The sequence below is a fragment of the Branchiibius sp. NY16-3462-2 genome, from assembly GCF_001594145.1.
GTDB lineage: Bacteria > Actinomycetota > Actinomycetes > Actinomycetales > Dermatophilaceae > Branchiibius.
The window spans coordinates 1-17,077 of record NZ_LVCF01000041.1; the positions used below are offsets into that span (position 1 = coordinate 1).

17 protein-coding genes and 1 other RNA gene are annotated in these 17,077 nt (G+C 68.7%); 15 read left to right on the forward strand and 3 right to left on the reverse strand.

Going from position 1 to position 17,077, the window contains the following annotated elements; all coding sequences use genetic code 11:
• Nucleotides 1-210 (reverse strand): hypothetical protein (locus AZH51_RS14690; protein WP_291525596.1); only part of this gene is annotated, 210 nt, incomplete at its 3' end.
• 9 nt (nt 211-219) lie between these two features.
• On the opposite strand from AZH51_RS14690, the gene ffs reads away from it, so the two are divergent.
• The 6 genes from ffs to AZH51_RS14720 all read left to right on the forward strand — a co-directional run bounded on the left by ffs (nt 220) and on the right by AZH51_RS14720 (nt 6,280).
• Nucleotides 220-316, forward strand: an RNA gene (gene ffs / locus AZH51_RS14695) — signal recognition particle sRNA small type.
• A 43-nt stretch (nt 317-359) separates the two neighbouring features.
• Nucleotides 360-2,558, forward strand: coding sequence for a DNA polymerase III subunit gamma and tau (locus AZH51_RS14700; RefSeq protein ID WP_291525598.1), 2,199 nt, complete (start codon nt 360-362; stop codon nt 2,556-2,558).
• Nucleotides 2,559-3,227 (forward strand): 1-acyl-sn-glycerol-3-phosphate acyltransferase, encoded by a 669-nt coding sequence (locus tag AZH51_RS14705; RefSeq protein WP_291525599.1) that lies wholly within the window; start codon nt 2,559-2,561, stop codon nt 3,225-3,227. It begins immediately after the preceding gene.
• 18 nt (nt 3,228-3,245) lie between these two features.
• Nucleotides 3,246-3,842 (forward strand): recombination mediator RecR, encoded by a 597-nt coding sequence (gene recR, locus AZH51_RS14710; RefSeq protein WP_291525600.1) that lies wholly within the window; start codon nt 3,246-3,248, stop codon nt 3,840-3,842.
• A 114-nt stretch (nt 3,843-3,956) separates the two neighbouring features.
• Nucleotides 3,957-5,225 carry an aspartate kinase gene (locus AZH51_RS14715; protein WP_291525601.1) on the forward strand — a complete coding sequence of 423 codons (1,269 nt, stop codon included), beginning with the start codon at nt 3,957-3,959 and terminating at the stop codon, nt 5,223-5,225.
• Complete coding sequence (locus AZH51_RS14720) at nt 5,222-6,280, forward strand: aspartate-semialdehyde dehydrogenase (protein WP_291525602.1); 1,059 nt, start codon at nt 5,222-5,224, stop codon at nt 6,278-6,280. Before AZH51_RS14715 ends, AZH51_RS14720 begins: the two co-directional genes overlap by 4 nt.
• Nucleotides 6,281-6,286: 6 nt before the next feature.
• Here AZH51_RS14720 and AZH51_RS14725 read toward each other — a convergent pair whose 3' ends face one another.
• Both AZH51_RS14725 and AZH51_RS14730 read right to left on the reverse strand, forming a co-directional pair.
• On the reverse strand, nt 6,287-6,763 hold the full coding sequence (locus AZH51_RS14725; protein ID WP_291525603.1) for a DUF2269 family protein: 477 nt from the start codon (nt 6,761-6,763) through the stop codon (nt 6,287-6,289).
• A 25-nt stretch (nt 6,764-6,788) separates the two neighbouring features.
• Nucleotides 6,789-7,970 (reverse strand): acyl-CoA dehydrogenase family protein, encoded by a 1,182-nt coding sequence (locus tag AZH51_RS14730; RefSeq protein ID WP_291525604.1) that lies wholly within the window; start codon nt 7,968-7,970, stop codon nt 6,789-6,791.
• Between the two features lie 24 nt (nt 7,971-7,994).
• On the opposite strand from AZH51_RS14730, the gene AZH51_RS14735 reads away from it, so the two are divergent.
• From AZH51_RS14735 to AZH51_RS14775, 9 genes are read left to right on the forward strand one after another with little or no spacing between them, the layout of a single operon-like run.
• Nucleotides 7,995-9,017: a DUF2332 family protein gene (locus AZH51_RS14735; protein WP_291525605.1), complete on the forward strand. Its 1,023-nt coding sequence runs from the start codon at nt 7,995-7,997 to the stop codon at nt 9,015-9,017.
• On the forward strand, nt 9,014-9,922 hold the full coding sequence (locus AZH51_RS14740; RefSeq protein WP_291525606.1) for an FkbM family methyltransferase: 909 nt from the start codon (nt 9,014-9,016) through the stop codon (nt 9,920-9,922). Before AZH51_RS14735 ends, AZH51_RS14740 begins: the two co-directional genes overlap by 4 nt.
• 50 nt (nt 9,923-9,972) lie before the next feature.
• Nucleotides 9,973-11,061, forward strand: coding sequence for a glycosyltransferase family 4 protein (locus AZH51_RS14745; RefSeq protein WP_291525607.1), 1,089 nt, complete (start codon nt 9,973-9,975; stop codon nt 11,059-11,061).
• Nucleotides 11,027-12,157, forward strand: coding sequence for a glycosyltransferase (locus AZH51_RS14750; RefSeq protein ID WP_291525608.1), 1,131 nt, complete (start codon nt 11,027-11,029; stop codon nt 12,155-12,157). Before AZH51_RS14745 ends, AZH51_RS14750 begins: the two co-directional genes overlap by 35 nt.
• On the forward strand, nt 12,154-13,047 hold the full coding sequence (locus AZH51_RS14755) for a WcbI family polysaccharide biosynthesis putative acetyltransferase (RefSeq protein ID WP_291525609.1): 894 nt from the start codon (nt 12,154-12,156) through the stop codon (nt 13,045-13,047). The genes AZH51_RS14750 and AZH51_RS14755 overlap by 4 nt, the downstream gene beginning before the upstream one ends.
• Complete coding sequence (locus AZH51_RS14760; RefSeq protein WP_291525610.1) at nt 13,044-14,021, forward strand: hypothetical protein; 978 nt, start codon at nt 13,044-13,046, stop codon at nt 14,019-14,021. Before AZH51_RS14755 ends, AZH51_RS14760 begins: the two co-directional genes overlap by 4 nt.
• Entirely contained in the window at nt 14,018-15,229 is a 1,212-nt protein-coding gene (locus AZH51_RS14765) for a glycosyltransferase family 2 protein (protein WP_291525611.1), read from the forward strand. The genes AZH51_RS14760 and AZH51_RS14765 overlap by 4 nt, the downstream gene beginning before the upstream one ends.
• Entirely contained in the window at nt 15,226-16,200 is a 975-nt protein-coding gene (locus AZH51_RS14770; protein ID WP_291525612.1) for a glycosyltransferase, read from the forward strand. The genes AZH51_RS14765 and AZH51_RS14770 overlap by 4 nt, the downstream gene beginning before the upstream one ends.
• Nucleotides 16,197-17,072, forward strand: coding sequence for a glycosyltransferase family 2 protein (locus tag AZH51_RS14775; RefSeq protein WP_291525613.1), 876 nt, complete (start codon nt 16,197-16,199; stop codon nt 17,070-17,072). Before AZH51_RS14770 ends, AZH51_RS14775 begins: the two co-directional genes overlap by 4 nt.
• Nucleotides 17,073-17,077 lie beyond the last annotated feature (5 nt).

Below are 17,077 nucleotides of genomic sequence, written 5' to 3' on the forward strand. Positions count from 1 at the left end.
CACCGTCTCCTTGCCCTCGGCGATCTGCCGCCAAAATCGGCGCTGGTCACCACGCAACGGTCCAAGCCGGGACATCCACATCACCCATTTCAAATCAGGGTGTTGCGCTGACCCTTTGAAGCTGCCGCTGCAACCGACCTGCAGAACGTCGATCCCCTGCAGAACGGCGGTGCGACCGGGCAGGACTTGGAGCCGCGTCACCCCGCGCATTACTCTCAGGGTGGTCCCTCACGCGGTGGTACCTCACTGAACTCCCCCAGGGCAGGAATGCAGCAAGGGCAGGTGAGCTCTTCCAGGTGCGTGAGGGATCTTCACATCCGCGATCCCAGCCTGTCGGTCACCGCTACTAGATTGGCCGGGTGAGCATCGCCCTGTACCGCCGCTACCGTCCTGAGAACTTCGCGGACGTGATCGGCCAGGAGCACGTCACCGTGCCGCTGATGCGGGCTCTCGAGACCGGCCGCGTCAACCACGCCTACCTGTTCAGCGGCCCGCGCGGCTGCGGCAAAACGACCAGTGCCCGGATCCTGGCCCGCTGCCTGAACTGCGAGCAGGGGCCGACCCCGACGCCGTGCGGTGTCTGCGAATCGTGTGTCGCACTGGCCCGTGGTGGCCCGGGCACGGTCGACGTCATCGAGATCGACGCGGCCAGTCACGGTGGTGTCGACGACGCCCGTGACCTGCGCGAACGTGCCGCCTTCGGCCCGGCGCAGAGCCGCTACAAGGTCTACATCATCGACGAGGCGCACATGGTGACCTCGGCTGGCTTCAACGCCCTGCTGAAGGTGGTCGAGGAGCCACCGGAGCACGTGAAGTTCGTCTTCGCGACGACCGAGCCGGAGAAGGTCATCGGCACCATCCGGTCGCGGACCCACCACTACCCCTTCCGGCTCGTGCCCCCCGCGCGGCTGGCCGACTACCTCGCCTCGCTCTGCGAAGCCGAGGGCATCGCGGTCGAGCCGGGCGTGCTGTCCTTCGTGACCCGGGCCGGCGGCGGCTCGGTGCGTGACTCGTTGTCCGTGCTCGACCAGTTGATCGCCGGTTCCGGTCCGGAGGGTCTGACGTACGCCGGGGCAGCGAGTCTGCTGGGCTTCACCGACTCCGAGTTGCTCGACGCCACGATCGACGCCTTCGCCGCGGGCGATGGCGCCGCCGTCTTCGGCCAGGTCGACAAGGTGATCGAGTCCGGGCACGACCCCCGCCGGTTCGTCGAGGACCTTCTGGAGCGGTTGCGTGACCTGATCCTGGTGGCTGCCGCCCCCGAGAGTGCCGCGCAGGTGCTGCGCGAAGTGCCCGAGGACCAGTTGGCGCGGATGCGGGAGCAAGCAGCGGCGTATGGCGCGGCCTCCCTCTCCCGGGCCGCGGACGTGGTCAACACCGGGCTGACCGAGATGACCGGCGCCACCAGTCCCCGCCTGCAGTTGGAGTTGATCTGCGCACGCGTGCTGCTGCCTGCCGTGTCAGGCGAGGAGGGGTACGCCGCTCGCCTGGATCGCGTCGAACGTCGCCTCGACATGGCCGGGGCTGGCGCACCTTCGGCGCCGGCGAGCGCACCTACAGCATCTGCGGCGGTGGCAGCTACACCGACGGCCACGACGAACGGCGACAGGGTACGACTTCGTGACGGGATGCCCCACGATTCTGCTGATGCTGGGTCATCGCGTCCCAAACCCGCCGAAGGACCCGCCGCCGAAGGATCCGCGGCCGAGGAGCCGGTGGTCGCGCCAGAGCCAGTCGTCGCCCAGGGTGCCGACCCGGGAGCGGTGACGCTGGAGATGGTGCGCCGCGCGTGGCCCGATGTCGTCGAACGCGTCAAGGGCATGCGCCGGGTGACCTGGTCGATGGTGACCCAGCATGCGCGCGTCAGTGAGTTCGACGGCCGCACCGTCGTACTCGGGATCAGCAACCAGGGTCTGGCCAACGGTTTCGACGGCGGCTCCCACGCGGCGCTGATCCAGCAGGCGATCCGGGACGAACTCGGCGCCGACGTCCGCGTGACCGCACGCTTCGAGGCAACCGGCAACCCGCCAACCCCGCCTGCGAGCACCGCCCCCGACAACAGTCCGCCCGTCAACGCCCCGTCTGCCAACGCCGGAGCACCCGAACCGGTTTCGCGGCCGGAATCAGGCCCACCCGCATCACACCGGGACACTCGCCCCACCCAGCAACAGGAGTGGTCCGCCAACACCGCGGCGGCACCCGACTGGGCCCAGGACACCGCCGGCGAGGCGGACCTCGTGCCGACCGAGGGCGACGCCGAGCCGGCCACCAGCCAACCGGCCGGCAGCCCACCACCCGCCAGCGAGGCGGCCGACGACATCGAGGCGCGGCGGGCCACCGCTGCCAACGGTGCCGACAAAGCGCGCACCGCGGCGCGCGAGGCGATGGCCCGGCAGCGCGACCGGGGTGCGCGCGGTGCCGAACCGGTGGCGGAAGCCGATCCCATCGAATCCCTGGACGACGAAAACATCGACGTACAAGGCGAATTGGGCATTCCCGTCGTGCAGAACCTGCTCGGCGCCAAGATCATCGACGAACAGGTCGACGGGCGGCCCTAGGTGCTCTACCTCACCTCCCGAGCGGTCGTTGCGCCGCTGATCAAAGCAATCTGGCGACCCACGATCGAGGGCCGCGAGAACGTGCCGGCAACCGGTGGGGTCATCCTCGCCAGCAATCACCTGTCGTTCATCGACTCGGTCGTCATCCCGCTGGCCGCGCCCCGGCAGGTGCACTTCCTGGCCAAGGACTCCTACTTCACCGGCACCGGCGTCAAAGGCACCGCGTCGCGCGTTTTCTTCACCAGCATGGGCATGGTGCCGGTCAACCGCGACGACTCCCGCGCCGCGATCAAGTCGCTGGAGGTGGGCCTGAAAATCCTGCAGGACGGCCATGCCTTCGGCATTTACCCCGAAGGCACCCGGTCCCGTGACGGCCGCCTCTACCGCGGCCACACCGGGGTGGCCTACCTGGCGCTGACCGCGCAGGTCCCGATCGTGCCGGTCGCAGTGATCGGAACACCCGACGTCCAACCGGTCGGCTCCAACCGGGTGCGCAGGGCCCCGTTCACGGTCCGGTTCGGGACCCCGCAGACTCCGCACACGACGTACGCCGATCTGCCGGCTGGCAAGGCCCGGCGCCTCGCGACGGATGACGTGATGGACGCTATTGCCGCGCTGTCCGGGCAGGAACGGGCCGGCGAGTACAACGAGCACCCGGTCGAAACCTGACCCGTCTACCCTGAGCATGTGTATGAAGGCGTCCTGCAGGATCTGATCGACGAACTCGGCCGGCTGCCCGGCGTCGGCCCGAAGTCCGCGGGACGGATCGCCTTCCATCTGCTGCAGGCCGAACCGACGGACGTGCAACGACTGATCGACGTGCTCGGCACCGTCAAAGAGGTGCGGTTCTGCGAGCGCTGCTTCAACATCGCCGAGGGGCCGTTGTGCCGGATCTGCATCGATCCGCGCCGCGACGACACGCTGCTGTGCGTGGTCGAGGAACCCAAGGACATCGTCGCGATCGAGCGCACCGGCGAGTTCAAGGGCCGCTATCACGTGCTCGGTGGCGCCATCAACCCGATCGACGGCATCGGACCGGGCGATCTCCACCTGACCGAACTGATGCGACGCCTCGGTGCCGAACCCGTTGCGGAACTCATCATCGCGACCAACCCGACGATCACCGGTGAGGCCACCGCGACGTACCTGATGCGCCAGGTGCAGGGCATGGGCCTGACGGTCAGCCGGCCCGCCTCCGGTCTGCCGGTGGGCAGCGATCTGGAATTTGCCGACGAGGTGACCCTCGGGCGGGCATTCGAAGGCCGCCGCGCGATCCAGGTGTAAGACTTCCGCCCGGTCCCGTCATCTGGTCGGGCGGAAAAGGCACTGGTCAGGGGGCCGTAAAATCTTCGGTGCACGGGGAGTCCGTGCGTGCCCTGATCCGAAAGTGCCCCACTCGTGAGCCTTGTTGTCCAGAAGTACGGCGGCTCATCCCTGTCCGACGCCGACAGCATCAAGCGCGTCGCGCGGCGCATCGTCGACACCCGCAAAGCGGGCAACCAGGTGTGCGTCGTGGTCTCGGCCATGGGTGACACCACCGACGACCTGCTCGATCTCGCCGATGCCGTCTCCCCGGCCCCGCCGGAGCGCGAACTCGACATGCTGATGACCGCGGGGGAGCGCATCTCGATGGCCCTGGTGGCGATGGCGATCGCGAACCTGGGAGACCGTGCGCGCTCCTTCACCGGGTCTCAGGCCGGCGTCATCACCGAGGACGTGCACGGCAAGGCCCGGATCATCGACGTCACGCCGGGCCGGATCGTCGAGGCACTTGACGCGGGCGACATCGTCATCGTCGCGGGCTTCCAGGGCGTCAGCCAGAACACCAAGGAGATCACCACGCTGGGTCGTGGCGGCTCCGACACCACCGCGGTCGCGCTGGCCGCGGCGCTGAAGGCCGACGTCTGCGAGATCTACACCGACGTCGACGGCATCTTCACCGCCGACCCACGCATCGTGCCCACCGCCCACAAGATCGACCGCATCACCAACGAGGAGATGCAGGAGATGGCGGCCTCGGGAGCCAAGGTGCTGATGCTGCGTTGCGTCGAGTACGCCCGCCGGTTCGGCGTGCCGATCCACGTGCGCAGTTCGTTCAGCCACCACGAAGGCACCTGGGTCATCGACAACGAAGGAGAACCTGGAGTGGAAGACCCGATCATCGCCGGTGTCGCACACGACCGCAGCGAAGCCAAGATCACCATGGTTGGTCTGAAGGATGAGCCGGGCAAGGCCGCGCAGGTCTTCCAGATCATCGCTCAGGAGCAGATCAACGTCGACATGATCGTGCAGAACGTGTCCGCGCTGGACACCAACCGCACAGACATCTCCTTCACGTTGCCCAAGACCGACGGCCAGCTCGCGGTGCAGGCGCTGCAGGCGAACCGCGACGAAATTGGTTTCGACACACTGCAATTCGATGACCAGGTCGGCAAGTTGTCGCTGATCGGGTCGGGCATGCGCAGCCACCCCGGGGTCTCCGCGACGCTCTTCCAGGCGCTCGCCGACGCCGGCATCAACATCGAAATGATCTCCTCCTCGGAGATCCGCGTGTCCGTCGTGACGCGCGACGACCAACTCGACGACGCCGTCCGCGCGGTGCACTCCGCCTTCGGGCTGGACTCCACCGATGGAGAGGCTGTCGTCTACGGAGGGAGCGGGCGATGAGCCTTGGTGACGAGAACGGTCTGCACGTCGGAGTGGTCGGCGCCACCGGCCAGGTAGGCGGGGTGGTGCTGCAGTTGCTGCAGGACCGCGACTTCCCGCTGGCCTCGCTGCGCCTGTTCGCCTCGTCGCGTTCGGCCGGCCGGGAGATCGAGTTCGGCTCCAATCGGTTGGTCGTGGAGGACGTTGCCGACGCTGACCCCAGCGGGTTGGACATCGCGATCTTCTCTGCCGGTGGGTCGACCTCCCTGGCCCAGGCGCCGCGGTTCGCCGCTGCCGGGGTCACCGTCATCGACAACTCCTCCGCCTGGCGCAAGGACCCCGAGGTGCCGCTCGTGGTCACCGAGGTGAACGCCCCGGAGATCGCCGACCCGCCCAAGGGCATCATCGCCAACCCGAACTGCACCACGATGGCCGCGATGCCGGTGCTCAAGCCGCTGGCCGACGAGGCCGGGCTGGTGCGCCTGTTCGTCTCCAGCTACCAGGCCGTGTCCGGTTCCGGGCTGGCCGGTGTGGAGGAGTTGGCCGGCCAGGTCCGCCAGGGCGTCGAGGGCAACCTCGAGGGATTGACGTACGACGGATCGGCCGTTGATCTCGGACCCGCCAAGAAGTACGTCGCGCCGATCGCCTTCAACGTGCTGGCGCTCGCGGGTTCCATCGTCGAGGACGGCTCGGGGGAGACCGACGAGGAGCAGAAGCTGCGTCACGAATCGCGCAAGATCCTGGGCCTGCCGGACCTGCTGGTGTCTGGAACCTGCGTGCGGGTGCCGGTCTTCAGCGGCCACTCGCTGTCGATCCACGCCGAGTTCTCTGCACCGATCACTCCTGAGCGGGCCACCGAAATCCTTTCTGCTGCAGCAGGAGTGGAAGTTGTGGACGTGCCCACTCCGCTGGAGGCGGCAGGCGCCGACCCGTCGTACGTCGGACGGATCCGTCAGGACCAGGCGGTCCCGGACGGTCGCGGCTTGGTGCTGTTCGTCAGCAACGACAACCTGCGCAAGGGCGCGGCGCTGAACACCGTGCAGATCGCCGAGCACATCCTGGTCGCCCGCGCCTGAACTGGATCAGTGGCCCGGCTGCCACACCATCAGCGCGACCACCACAGCCATCAGGATCCCGACGACACCGCCACTGGCAGCGACCCGGGCGACTGCTGAAGAAGGTGTAGGTTCGGCGTCGACCGCGGATGCGGCGCCGGCAAGGGTGAAGGCGTCACTGGCCTTGTCGAGCGCGGGAACGACGACAGCAATGGCGATTCCAGCGGCAATCAGCCACAGCAGCAGTGAAATCCAGATCCACGGCTCGCTGAACGAGGCGACCTTCTTGCCGGTGTACGGCGAGGTCGACGACATCAGGCCGAAGCCGAAGATGACGGTCAGGATCGACGCACCGGCGTAGACCTTGGTCATGCGTGACGACGCGGCGATCGCTTCGGGGTCGGAGCGGCGCAACCCGCGGGATGCAGTGGTGACCGCGTGGACGAGCGGGCCGATCGCGAAAATAGCGGTCAGCAGGTGCAGGAAGAGCATGACCTTGAACATGCTCCAACCCTACGGGCGGGCCGGCTCAGCGGAAGGCGTTAGCGCCGGTCAGTGCCTGCCCGATGATCAACTGGTGCACCTCGGGGGTGCCTTCGTAGGTCAGCACGGACTCCAGGTTGTTCTCATGCCGGATCACCGGGTAGTCCAACGTGATGCCGTTGGCGCCCAGGACCGTGCGGCAGGTGCGGGCGATCTGGATGGCCTCGCGGGTGTTGTTGAGCTTGCCGACGCTGACCTGCTCGTTGCTCACCCCACCGTTGTCCTTGGTCCGGCCCAGGTGCAGCGCGAGCAGGATGCCCTTCTGCAACTCCACGGCCATGTCAGCCAGTTTCGCTTGTGTCAGTTGGTAACTCGCGAGCGACTTGTCGAAGACCGTACGGGTCTGCGCGTAGTCGATGGCCGTCTCCAGGCAGTCGCGAGCGGCGCCGATCGAGCCGAAGACGATGCCGAAGCGTGCTTCGGACAGACAGGTCAGCGGACCGCGCAAACCCTTCACCTCCGGCAGCACCGCATCGGCCGGCAGTCGCAGGTCACTGAACGACAACTCCGCAGTCACCGAGGCCCGCAATGACATCTTGTGCTTGATCGGATGGGCCTCGAAACCTGCTGTGTCCGTGGGGACTACGAAGCCGCGGATCTTGTCGTCGGTCTGCGCCCACACCACCGCGACGTCCGCCACCGAGCCGTTCGTGATCCACATCTTGGAGCCGTTGAGGATCCAGTCGTCACCGTCGCGGGTGGCCCGGGTGCGCATCCCGCCGGGGTCGGAGCCGAAGTCCGGCTCGGTCAGACCGAAGCAGCCCAGCGCCTCACCGGCCGCCATCCGGGGCAGCCATTCCTGCTTCTGCTCCTCGCTGCCGAAGGCGTGAATCGCCTTCATCGCCAGCGATCCCTGCACCGATACGAGGCTGCGCAGACCGGAGTCGGCGGCCTCCATCTCCAGGCACGCCAGGCCGTATTCGGTGGCGGTCGACCCCGCGCAGCCGTACCCGTCCAGGTGCATCCCGAGCAGCCCGAGGGCACCCAGTTCCTTCGCCAGATCCCGCGCCGGGACAGTTCCCTCCTCGAACCACTGCGCCAGGTGCGGTCGCAAGCGGTCGTCCGCGAATCGGCGTACGAGAGCGATCAGGTCACGTTCGGACTCGGTCAGCTGCTCGTCGACGCCCAGCAGATCGGACAGGGCTTTGTTCGAAGAGATCACGCTCACATCCTGCCACCGTAGGCTGGGTATATGACTGGCTGGTACGACGCGTCCGCAACGTTGCGGGCGTTCGCTGCCGCCACCCCGGACTATCCGACCAGTGCCCTCTACCGGGCGTTGTGCCAGGGCATCGCGCATGGCTCGTACGCCGAGCGCGAAGCCTTCGAGTCCCTCGCCGCCCGTGGGTGGCCGGTGGTGGGCGCTGCCGACGTGGACCTGTTGTTGCGGGCGGTCCACTACACGGTGTTGCAACGGCGCGGCCGCGACGAACTGGCGCACTACTACGCCTCCGCCGGGGGGCGGTTGCAGCCGGACGCGCGGGCCCAGCAACTCTTCGTGGAGTTCCTGCGAGATCACCGCACCCTGCTACTGGACACCCGCCTGTTGCCCCGCGAGGCCAACGACCCCGAACCCGGCTGGCGGATGCTCAACGTGCTCGCGACCTACGCCGAGGGGGCACCGATGCAGCTGGATCTGCTGAATGTGCACGCCCGTGCCGGGGTCGAGGTGGTCACCGATCTGGTGGGGCGACCGGCCGGCGGTTCGTTGCTGTCGCCGCACCGTGTGGTGCGCCGCAGGGGCTTCGACCCGGCGCCACAGCGACTCGCCGACCCACGGCTGCGGGACTGGTTGATCGCGCACTGCCCGCCCGACGATGCCGAACGCTGGGACCGTATCCACGAAGCGGTAGACCGCGCGATGGCGCTGGAAGTGGTTGTGGGACAAGGAGATGCGATTGGAGTGGCGCAGCGGTTGCGACCGGCCGACGGTGCCGTTCCGGTGGTCTTCGGCTCGGACCTGCAGGCCCAATTGCCGCTGCTGGAGGCAGCGATCCGGTCGCGCACGGGCCGCACGATCTGGCTGGTGGACGACCACGCGCCGTACCTGTCCCAGATCTCCTCGGACCCCAAGCTCGCCCGACTCGACGATCAGGCCCGGGTCACGCTGTTGCGGGAGTACCTCGACGGACAAGTCGTCGGTTCGCTGTGGGGTGCGGACTGGGTCGTGGGCGGCTGGATGGCGTTGCGCGGCTCGGAAGAAGGAGTCGCATGACCGACGGTCCTCGGCCCGCGTTGGAGGAATACCGCAGGGCCAGTGACACCGGGAGTCTGCAATCGCTGGCTGGGTTGCTGGGCGATCCGGAACCCGTGCGGATCGTCGACATCGGCGCCAACCCGATCGACGACGAGCCGCAGTATGCCTCGCTGCTGGCCACCGGGCTCGGGCGCGTCGTCGGCTTCGAACCCCAGCGCGAGGCGTTGGCCAGACTGCAGCAGTTGGCCGGACCCCACGAGACCTATCTGCCCTACGCAGTCGGCGACGGGGACACCCACGAGCTACGGATCTGCGCCTCGGACGGCTTCAGCAGCCTCCTGGAGCCCGACCCGCGACAACTGGACTTGCTCACCGACTTCCCGAAACTGGCGCAGGTTGTCGACCGGGAACAGGTCGCCACCGTGCGCCTGGACGACATCGAGGAGATCGACGGGGTCGATCTGCTGAAGATGGACGTCCAGGGTGGCGAGCTCGCGGTGCTGGAGGGAGGTCGGGAGCGGCTTCGCGACTGCGTTGCGGTGCAGACGGAGGTCGGATTCCACCGGCTCTACGAGGGTGCTCCGACGTTCGGCGACGTCGATCGGGTGCTGCGCGAGCTGGGCCTGCGACCGGCGGCGTTCGTCAGCGTCCGCACCTGGCCGTTGGCACCCACGCAGTGGGCCGACTCCTGGGAAGCGGATGCGCGGCAACTGGTCGAGGCGGACCTGCTCTACGTCCGGGACCTGACAACAACGGCGGACTGGACCGCCCGGCAGCTGAATTCCCTTGCCCTCATTGCCCATGGCGTCTACCGGTCGGTAGGCATCACGCTGCGCTGCCTGGACCAACTCACCCGTGCGGGTGATATGCCAAAGGATGCGCTGGCGGCCTACCGGGCCCTGATCGGGCCATCTGCTGGGTAACTTGCCAGGGGGCCGAGGGTCGGCTTGCTATCGACAAGTCGGAGGCCTGGGTGCGGATCCTGCTGATCGGTCACACGCGATTCGCGATCGGTCCGCCATTCGCAGGTGGGCTGGAAAGCGCGACGTGGCATCTGGCCGACCGGCTGTCGGCGGAAGGGCACGACGTCACGGTCTTCGCGGCGCCGGGCACCAATTGCGGGCCCGGCGTAACGGTCATCAATCCAGTGGCCCCGCAACCGCCGTCGCGCTCGATGGAGTCCATGGGTAGCGGTGACCATGTCGTGGTGCACCATGCGTACCTGGAGTTGATGCTTCAGCTGCAACGCACCCAGCCGTTCGACATCGTGCACAACCACAGCCTGCATTACCTGCCGATCGCCCTCAGCGGTCTGCTCGACGTACCGGTCCTGACGACATTGCACACCCCGCCCATCGCATGGATGGAGTCTGCCTTCCAGTTGGCTCCTGCCAAGGGTCAACATGCCTGCGCTGTCAGCGGTTTCACCGCAGCATCGTGGGATCACGTCATCGACGCTGAGGTGGTCCACAACGGAGTCGACACCGACGTGTGGCGACCGGGCCCCGGTGGTGATGACCTCGTCTGGTCGGGGCGGATGGTGCCGGAGAAGGCGCCGCACCTGGCCATCGAGATCGCCCGCCGCGCGGGCCGGGCCCTGCACCTGGCCGGCCCGATCAGCGACCGGCGGTACTTCAGCGAGCAGGTACTGCCGCTGCTGGGCGGTCCGATCCGCTACGCCGGGCATCTGGCCGAGGACCGTCTGTCCGACCTGGTCGGTCGATGCGCTGCCGCGCTGGTGACCCCGGTCTGGGACGAGCCGTTCGGGCTCGTGGCCGCCGAGGCCATGGCCTGTGGCACGCCCGTGGTCGCGTTCGCGCGGGGCGGTCTGCCCGAGATCCTCGGCGTCGACGGTGGAATCGCTGTGCCCGCCGGCAGCGTCGGGGCTGCGGCCGAGGCGGTGGGTGAGGCCCAGGCGCTCTCCCGCATCCGCATTCGGCGGCGCGCGGAGCGACACTTCTCGGTCCAGCGGATGAGCGCTGACTATCTCCGCACCTACCGGCGAATCATACTGGGAGGGAACGACTTTGCCTCTGCTGGAGCGCATACCTACTCCGCTTGATCGTGACCGCGGACTGCGGGTTCTGACGATTCCCGGCGACCACCGGTACGTGCGGTTCGCCATCGGCACCGACGCCGCGGCGGTGACCGTGGTCCCTGATCGCGGGCCGGAGCAACACCCGTGGGCGCCGTCGCCCGCATTGGTGCCGGACTGGCTGCGACAGCACCGCCAGCAGTTCGACCTCGTCCATCTGCACTTCGGCTTTGAGGGTTGTTCTCCGGACGAACTCGCCACCTGGGCGAGGACACTGCAGAGTCTGCACCTTCCACTGGTCATCACGGTGCACGACCTCCAACTGCCGCACCAGCGCGATCAGCGCGTCTACCGCCAGCAGTTGGCGGTGCTCCTCGCCGCAGCGGACGTACTGGTCACTCTCACCCCCGGGGCCGCTCAGCAGATCCGGCGCGAGTTCGGCCGGCAGGCGTTGGTGCTGCCCCACCCCCGGATGGTCTCGCTGGCCATGATCCGCGGGAGTGCTCGCGTCGTGCCTGACCGGATCCGGGTGGGCATTCATCTGAAAAGCCTGCGGGCCAACGTTGCTCGCGGGTGCGTGCCTGCGGTCGCTGGGGCTGTGCGCCGGTTGCGGGAGGACGGGCACGACGCACAACTGGTCGTCCATGCCCACCCGGAGATCCGGGACGAGGGCTTCCCCCGGTACGACGCGTCAACCCTGGCGCTGCTGGACCAGGTGGCCGCGCTGGAGGGTGTCGAGGTCGTGTGGCACGAGCGGTTCACCGATCGCGAACTGTGGGACTACCTGCGGGGACTGCAGGTGTCGGTGCTGCCGCACCGGTGGGGGACCCATTCAGGATGGTTGGAGGAATGCCGCGATCTCGGTGTCGTGCCGGTCGCCGGGAACGTCGGGTATCTGGCGCAACAGTCCGGCGCGCACACGTTCGACTGGTGCGGTGACGACCCCGAGCCGCACTCCCTGCAGGTAGCCCTGTCCGCTGCGGTCGCCGAGGCTGCGCGCGGTCGCAGTGTGAAGCAGGCCGCGAGGTGGGCAGCGCACCGTGAGCGAACCGATCGCGGTAGCCAACAGGTGCATCGGCGGCTCTACGAAGACCTGGTGCAGGCGAGAGCAGGTGCCCGGTGAACGCGCCCGATGCCCGGACCCAGCATTACGGCACGTTCTACGGCCTGACGCCGCTGCCGGAGAACTTCGCGGTGGTGCACGGCAACTGTCAGGCCGAGGCGATCCGGATCCTGCTGGACGACAGTGTGCCGGCAACGGTTCGCGTACCGCCGGTGCACGAACTCGTCGACAGCGACATGGAACACCTCGAGCGCACCTATCGCGCCGCGAAGACACTCATCGCCCAGCCGGTGGCCGACGGCTACCGGGGACTGCCGCTTGGCACAGCGCAGGTGCACGCGTTGTTGCCCGACGGTGCCCCGCTAGTGATGTTCCCGGTGCTGCGGTGGAGCGGGCTGCACCCATATCACGTGCTCGCCCGCTCGGCGCAGGTGCCGGACCCTCCGGTGGTGCCCTATTACGACGTCCGGACGATCGCCCGGGCCGCCGGTCTGCCCGAGCCGGGGCTGACGCTGCCCGGCATCCGGCAGGTCGCTGCACGCAGCCGCGCGGAATTGACTGTGCGCCAAGCACGCTCGCACACCGTTCGCGCTGACGACCTCTTCGAAGCAGCTGGCTCCCGGGCCACCAACACCATCAATCATCCGGGTAACGCCGTACTGATAGGTGTCGCGCGTCGCATCCTGGAACGGCTCGGCGTCCCGGACGGTGTCACCGATCCCGGCCGGGAACTCCTGCGGTCGATCTATGCACCGATCGAGCCCGCGACCCTCGAGGCGTTGGCCCTGGAGGCTGAACCCCGAACGCACTGGGTCGTCGACGGCGAGCCGGTCGACGACGACGTCATCGCCCAGGCCCACCTGGAGTGGCTGCGGGATCAGCCCGAGGCTCTGGAGTTAGCGACCCGCGCCGCAGTGACATGGACCGACCAGCAGACGGAGCCGCAGTGAGCGGGCCGCCTGTGCACGTCCTGGTCGGCCCGCCGCGGCACGGTGTCGTGCGACATGGCCAGGTGGTGGCCGAAGCCGGCACGGGGCAGGTGCACGCGAGCCCGGAGCCGCCCGATCCGGGTCTGGTCGCCGGCCGCAGGGTGATCGTGCAGTTCACCGACCGGCTCTTCGGCACCGATGCCGTGCACGCCGCGGCGGTCCTGGATCGGATGCTCGCCGGTGCGGACCGCCGCGTGGTGGTCCTGCATGACCTGCCGCAGATCAGCGACGGCGCCGCGTGGGACCGGCGGCGAGCTGGCTATGCGCGGGTGGTCGCGTGCGCTGACGTCGTCGTGGTCAGCAGCCAGCACGAGGCGCGGCTGCTCGCGGACCTGGCACCCGGCGTACGTCCCGTGGTCATCCCGTTGCCCATCGATCCCTCGCCGTACGCCGATCGGGCGCCTTCGGTCGGCGCCGCCGGCCGGGCGGCGGCCGACCCGGTCGTCGGGGTGCTGGGCTACCTCTACCCGGGCAAGGGCCTGGAGCAGGTCATCGACGCCGTCGCGGGATTGTCGGTGCGGGTGGTGAACCTGGGAACGGTTGCCGCCGGGCACGAGGACCTGCTGCCGGCGTTGGCGGCCAGGGCGCGGGCCCAGGACATCGATCTGACGATCACCGGTTGGCTGGCCGACGCCGAACTCGGAGCGGCCCTGACGGCCGTCGACGTCCCGGTCGCGCCCCATCAGCACCTCTCCGCTTCGGGATCCATCAACACCTGGCTGGCCGCAGGTCGCCGACCGATCGCCCCGGAGTCCTCCTACGCGACCGAACTGGTCGGGCGAATGCCCGGTTCGCTGCGTGTCGTGGCCGGTCCGGGGCAACTGCGGCGGGCGATCCAGGACGCCATCGTGCAACCGGCGCTGACCTGGCTGGACCAGGTGGCCATCGGGCCGAGCAGCGCCCAGGTCGCAGCCCGGCTGGAGGCCCTCGCGTGAGCAATCCGTTGGTGAGTGTGGTGGTGCCCTATTACAACGCCCCGCAGCGCCTCGAGCGATTGGTAGCGGGCCTGCGGTTGCAGACTCTGCCGACGGAGCAGTTCGAGGTCATCGTCGCCGACGACGGGTCACCGCAACCGCCGCGCATCGAGTGGGACGGCCTCACCGGGCAGGTCGTGCGGCAACCCCGGCGTGGGTTCCGGGCGGCTGCGGCGCGCAACCTGGGTCTGCGTACGGCGATGGGTCAGGTGGTCTGTTTCCTCGACGCCGACCTGGTGCCGGCCCGCGATTACCTGGAGCAGATGCTGCATGCCACCACGCCTCGCAGCGTCGTGGTGGGCACTCGTCGGCACGTGGATCTCACCGACTGGGCCGGCGACGAGGTGCGCGACTGGCTGCGCGGCGACGGGCAGCCACCGCCGCAACTGACGGATCCAGAATGGCTGGCACAGGGCTATCGGGACACCGACGATCTTCGTGCGGCCGATGACCTGTCCTTCCGCTTCGTCATCAGTGCGGTGATGAGTGTCGACCGTCAGTTCCTCTGCAGCATCGGCGGATTCGACGAGAGCTTCGTCGCGTACGGCGGTGAGGACTGGGAGCTGGCGCAGCGGTGCTGGCTGGCCGGCGCGACCCTGCGGCATCTGCCCGAGGCGGTCGCGTGGCATGACGGTCCCGACATCGCCGGGCGCCCCGACGACCTCGTGACGCTGAAGAACTACGAGACCGCCCATCTGGCGACCCGCCTGACCCATCCCGCGATCCGCGGCAACGGACTCGTGCACGCCATCCCCGATGTGGTCATCGAGGCTGATGTGGGCGACTGGACGCTGGGTCAGGTGCTGGTGGCCGTGCCTAGTTGGCTGGGTAGCAACGACGCCGGGGTCTGGTTCGGCGGCAGCGCCGATGAAGCGTCGTTGCGTGCCCTGGGGGGCGACCCGCGGGTGCACGCCGGCGAGCCCCCGCAAGAGGTCGTCGACCGCTGCCGGTTCCGCGTCCGGATCCACGAGCCCGTGCAACTGACGATGCCCTGGCTCGACGCCATCGCAAGCATGGGCGCGCGCGGCGGCCACGCGGTGACGGTGCAACACACCAGGGATCGGGCGATCTTCGGCGCAGGGCGGAAGACCGCGGTTCTGAAGGAGCGCGCGACGTTGCCGGTCGTGGCGCAGGTCGTCGCGGAGCGCGCCCGCGCGAGCGCGTCGTGATCGGGTTCTACGTGCACCACGTCGGCGGGGGTCACCTGGCCCGGGCCACCCAGATTGCTCGCGAATTGCACTGTCCCATCACCGGTTTGAGCACTCTTCCGCGCCCTGACGGGTGGCCCGGTGAGTGGCTGCAACTGCCGCCCGATGACCCCGCCGAGGATGACACCGCTGCGCCCGAAGCACAGACCGATGCCGGGGGAGCACTGCACTTCGCGCCGCTGCGCCCCGGATTCCGCGCGCGGCAACGGGCGGTCGCCCAGTGGGTTCTCACTGCCGCACCCCGCGCGGTACTCGTGGACGTCTCGGTGGAGGTGGCGGCGCTCTTCCGGCTGCTCGCCGTCCCGGTCGTGGTCACCGCGATGCCGGGTGATCGCAGAGATCGCGCCCACCGGTTGGGGTACGACCTGGCCAGTGCCATCATCGCTCCCTGGCCGGCCGCCGCGCACCCCGACTCGGTCGCCGGGGGTGACCACACGACGTACGTCGGGGGGATCTCGAGGTTCGCCGGACGTGAACCCGATCCGCAGTTGCGGGAGACCGGTCGAGCGTTGGTCATCTGGGGATCAGGCGGCGCGGATCTGACCGCCGCACAGCGCAATTCATTGATGTCGGGCGCGCCGGACCACGAGTGGGTGATCGCGTCGGACCTGCCCCCGGAGCAGCTCTGGCTGGAGCTTCAGCGGGCCGAGGTCGTGGTGTCCCACGCGGGTCAGGGGGCGGTCGCCGACCTGGCGGTCGCCCGCGCACCGGCGGTGGTGTTCGCCGACGAGCGGCCGCACGGGGAACAGCAGGCGACGGTCGGGGCGCTGCGCCGACTCGGTCTGGCCGTTGGCGCTCCGACCTGGCCTGAGGTCGGGCAGTGGCCGCACTTGTTGTCCGGTGCCATCGACGTCGGCGGCCGGCACTGGTCGAGCTGGCTGGGCAGCGGGGCCGCGGGGGCGGCACAGGTACTGCGGGAGGTGGCAGCGTGATCGCCGTGCTGACGATCGTGCACGGCCGCCATGAGCACCTGCGCAACCAACGGCGGGCGCTGCTCACCAGTGAGCGTGCTGCGGACCTGCACGTCGTGGTGGCGATGAACGATCCTCAGGTACGCCGAGCGCTGAGTGACGTCGAGGGTTACGGGCCGCCCGTGGTGTTGGCGCAGGTCGCTGCCGATCCGGTCGGCCTACCGCTGGCGGCGGCTCGCAATCGTGCCGCCGAGATCGCGTTGGATGGCGGGGCCGACGTCTTGGTGTTCCTCGACGTGGATTGTCTGCCGACGCCGTCGCTGATCGGGCAGTATGCACACGCCGTCGGTGAACGGCGCGGCGCCGGGCAGTACCCGGCCGTATGGTGCGGAGCGACGGCTCGCCTGCCACGCATGGAGGGCCCGGGTGACTACCCGGTGGCCGCACCCGAGGTCCTGTCGGTGATGGCGGTGCCGGACCGGGACCGACCCGTCCTCGATCCCGGTGAGGTGCTGGTCGAGCCCGACCTCACCAGGTTCTGGTCACTGAACTTTGCTCTGGGGTGGTCGGATTGGACAGCGATCGGTGGGTTCGACACGGCGTACGTCGGGTACGGAGGCGAGGACACCGACTTCGGGCAGCGGCTGGGACGGTGCGGTGGATCGATGATCTGGACCGGTGGCGCCGCCGCACTGCACCAATGGCACGAGACGCAGAGTCCGCCCGTGTCGCACCTCGACGACATCGTGCGCAACGCGAACCTCTTCGCGCAGCGGTGGGGCTGGTGGCCGATGGGCGGGTGGCTGGAGGGGTTCCGGGAGCAGGGGCTGGCGTATCAGGATGGAACAGGGTGGCACCTCGCCGCGGAACATCTGACCAGGAAAAGTAGTTGAAGATT

Excerpts from the sequence above, each read along its gene's own strand:
- AZH51_RS14720 (WP_291525602.1), top strand. The coding sequence starts at position 5,222 with ATGAGCCTTGGTGACGAGAACGGTCTGCACGTCGGAGTGGTCGGCGCC.
- AZH51_RS14725 (WP_291525603.1), bottom strand. The coding sequence starts at position 6,763 with ATGTTCAAGGTCATGCTCTTCCTGCACCTGCTGACCGCTATTTTCGCG.
- AZH51_RS14735 (WP_291525605.1), top strand. The coding sequence starts at position 7,995 with ATGACTGGCTGGTACGACGCGTCCGCAACGTTGCGGGCGTTCGCTGCC.
- AZH51_RS14740 (WP_291525606.1), top strand. The coding sequence starts at position 9,014 with ATGACCGACGGTCCTCGGCCCGCGTTGGAGGAATACCGCAGGGCCAGT.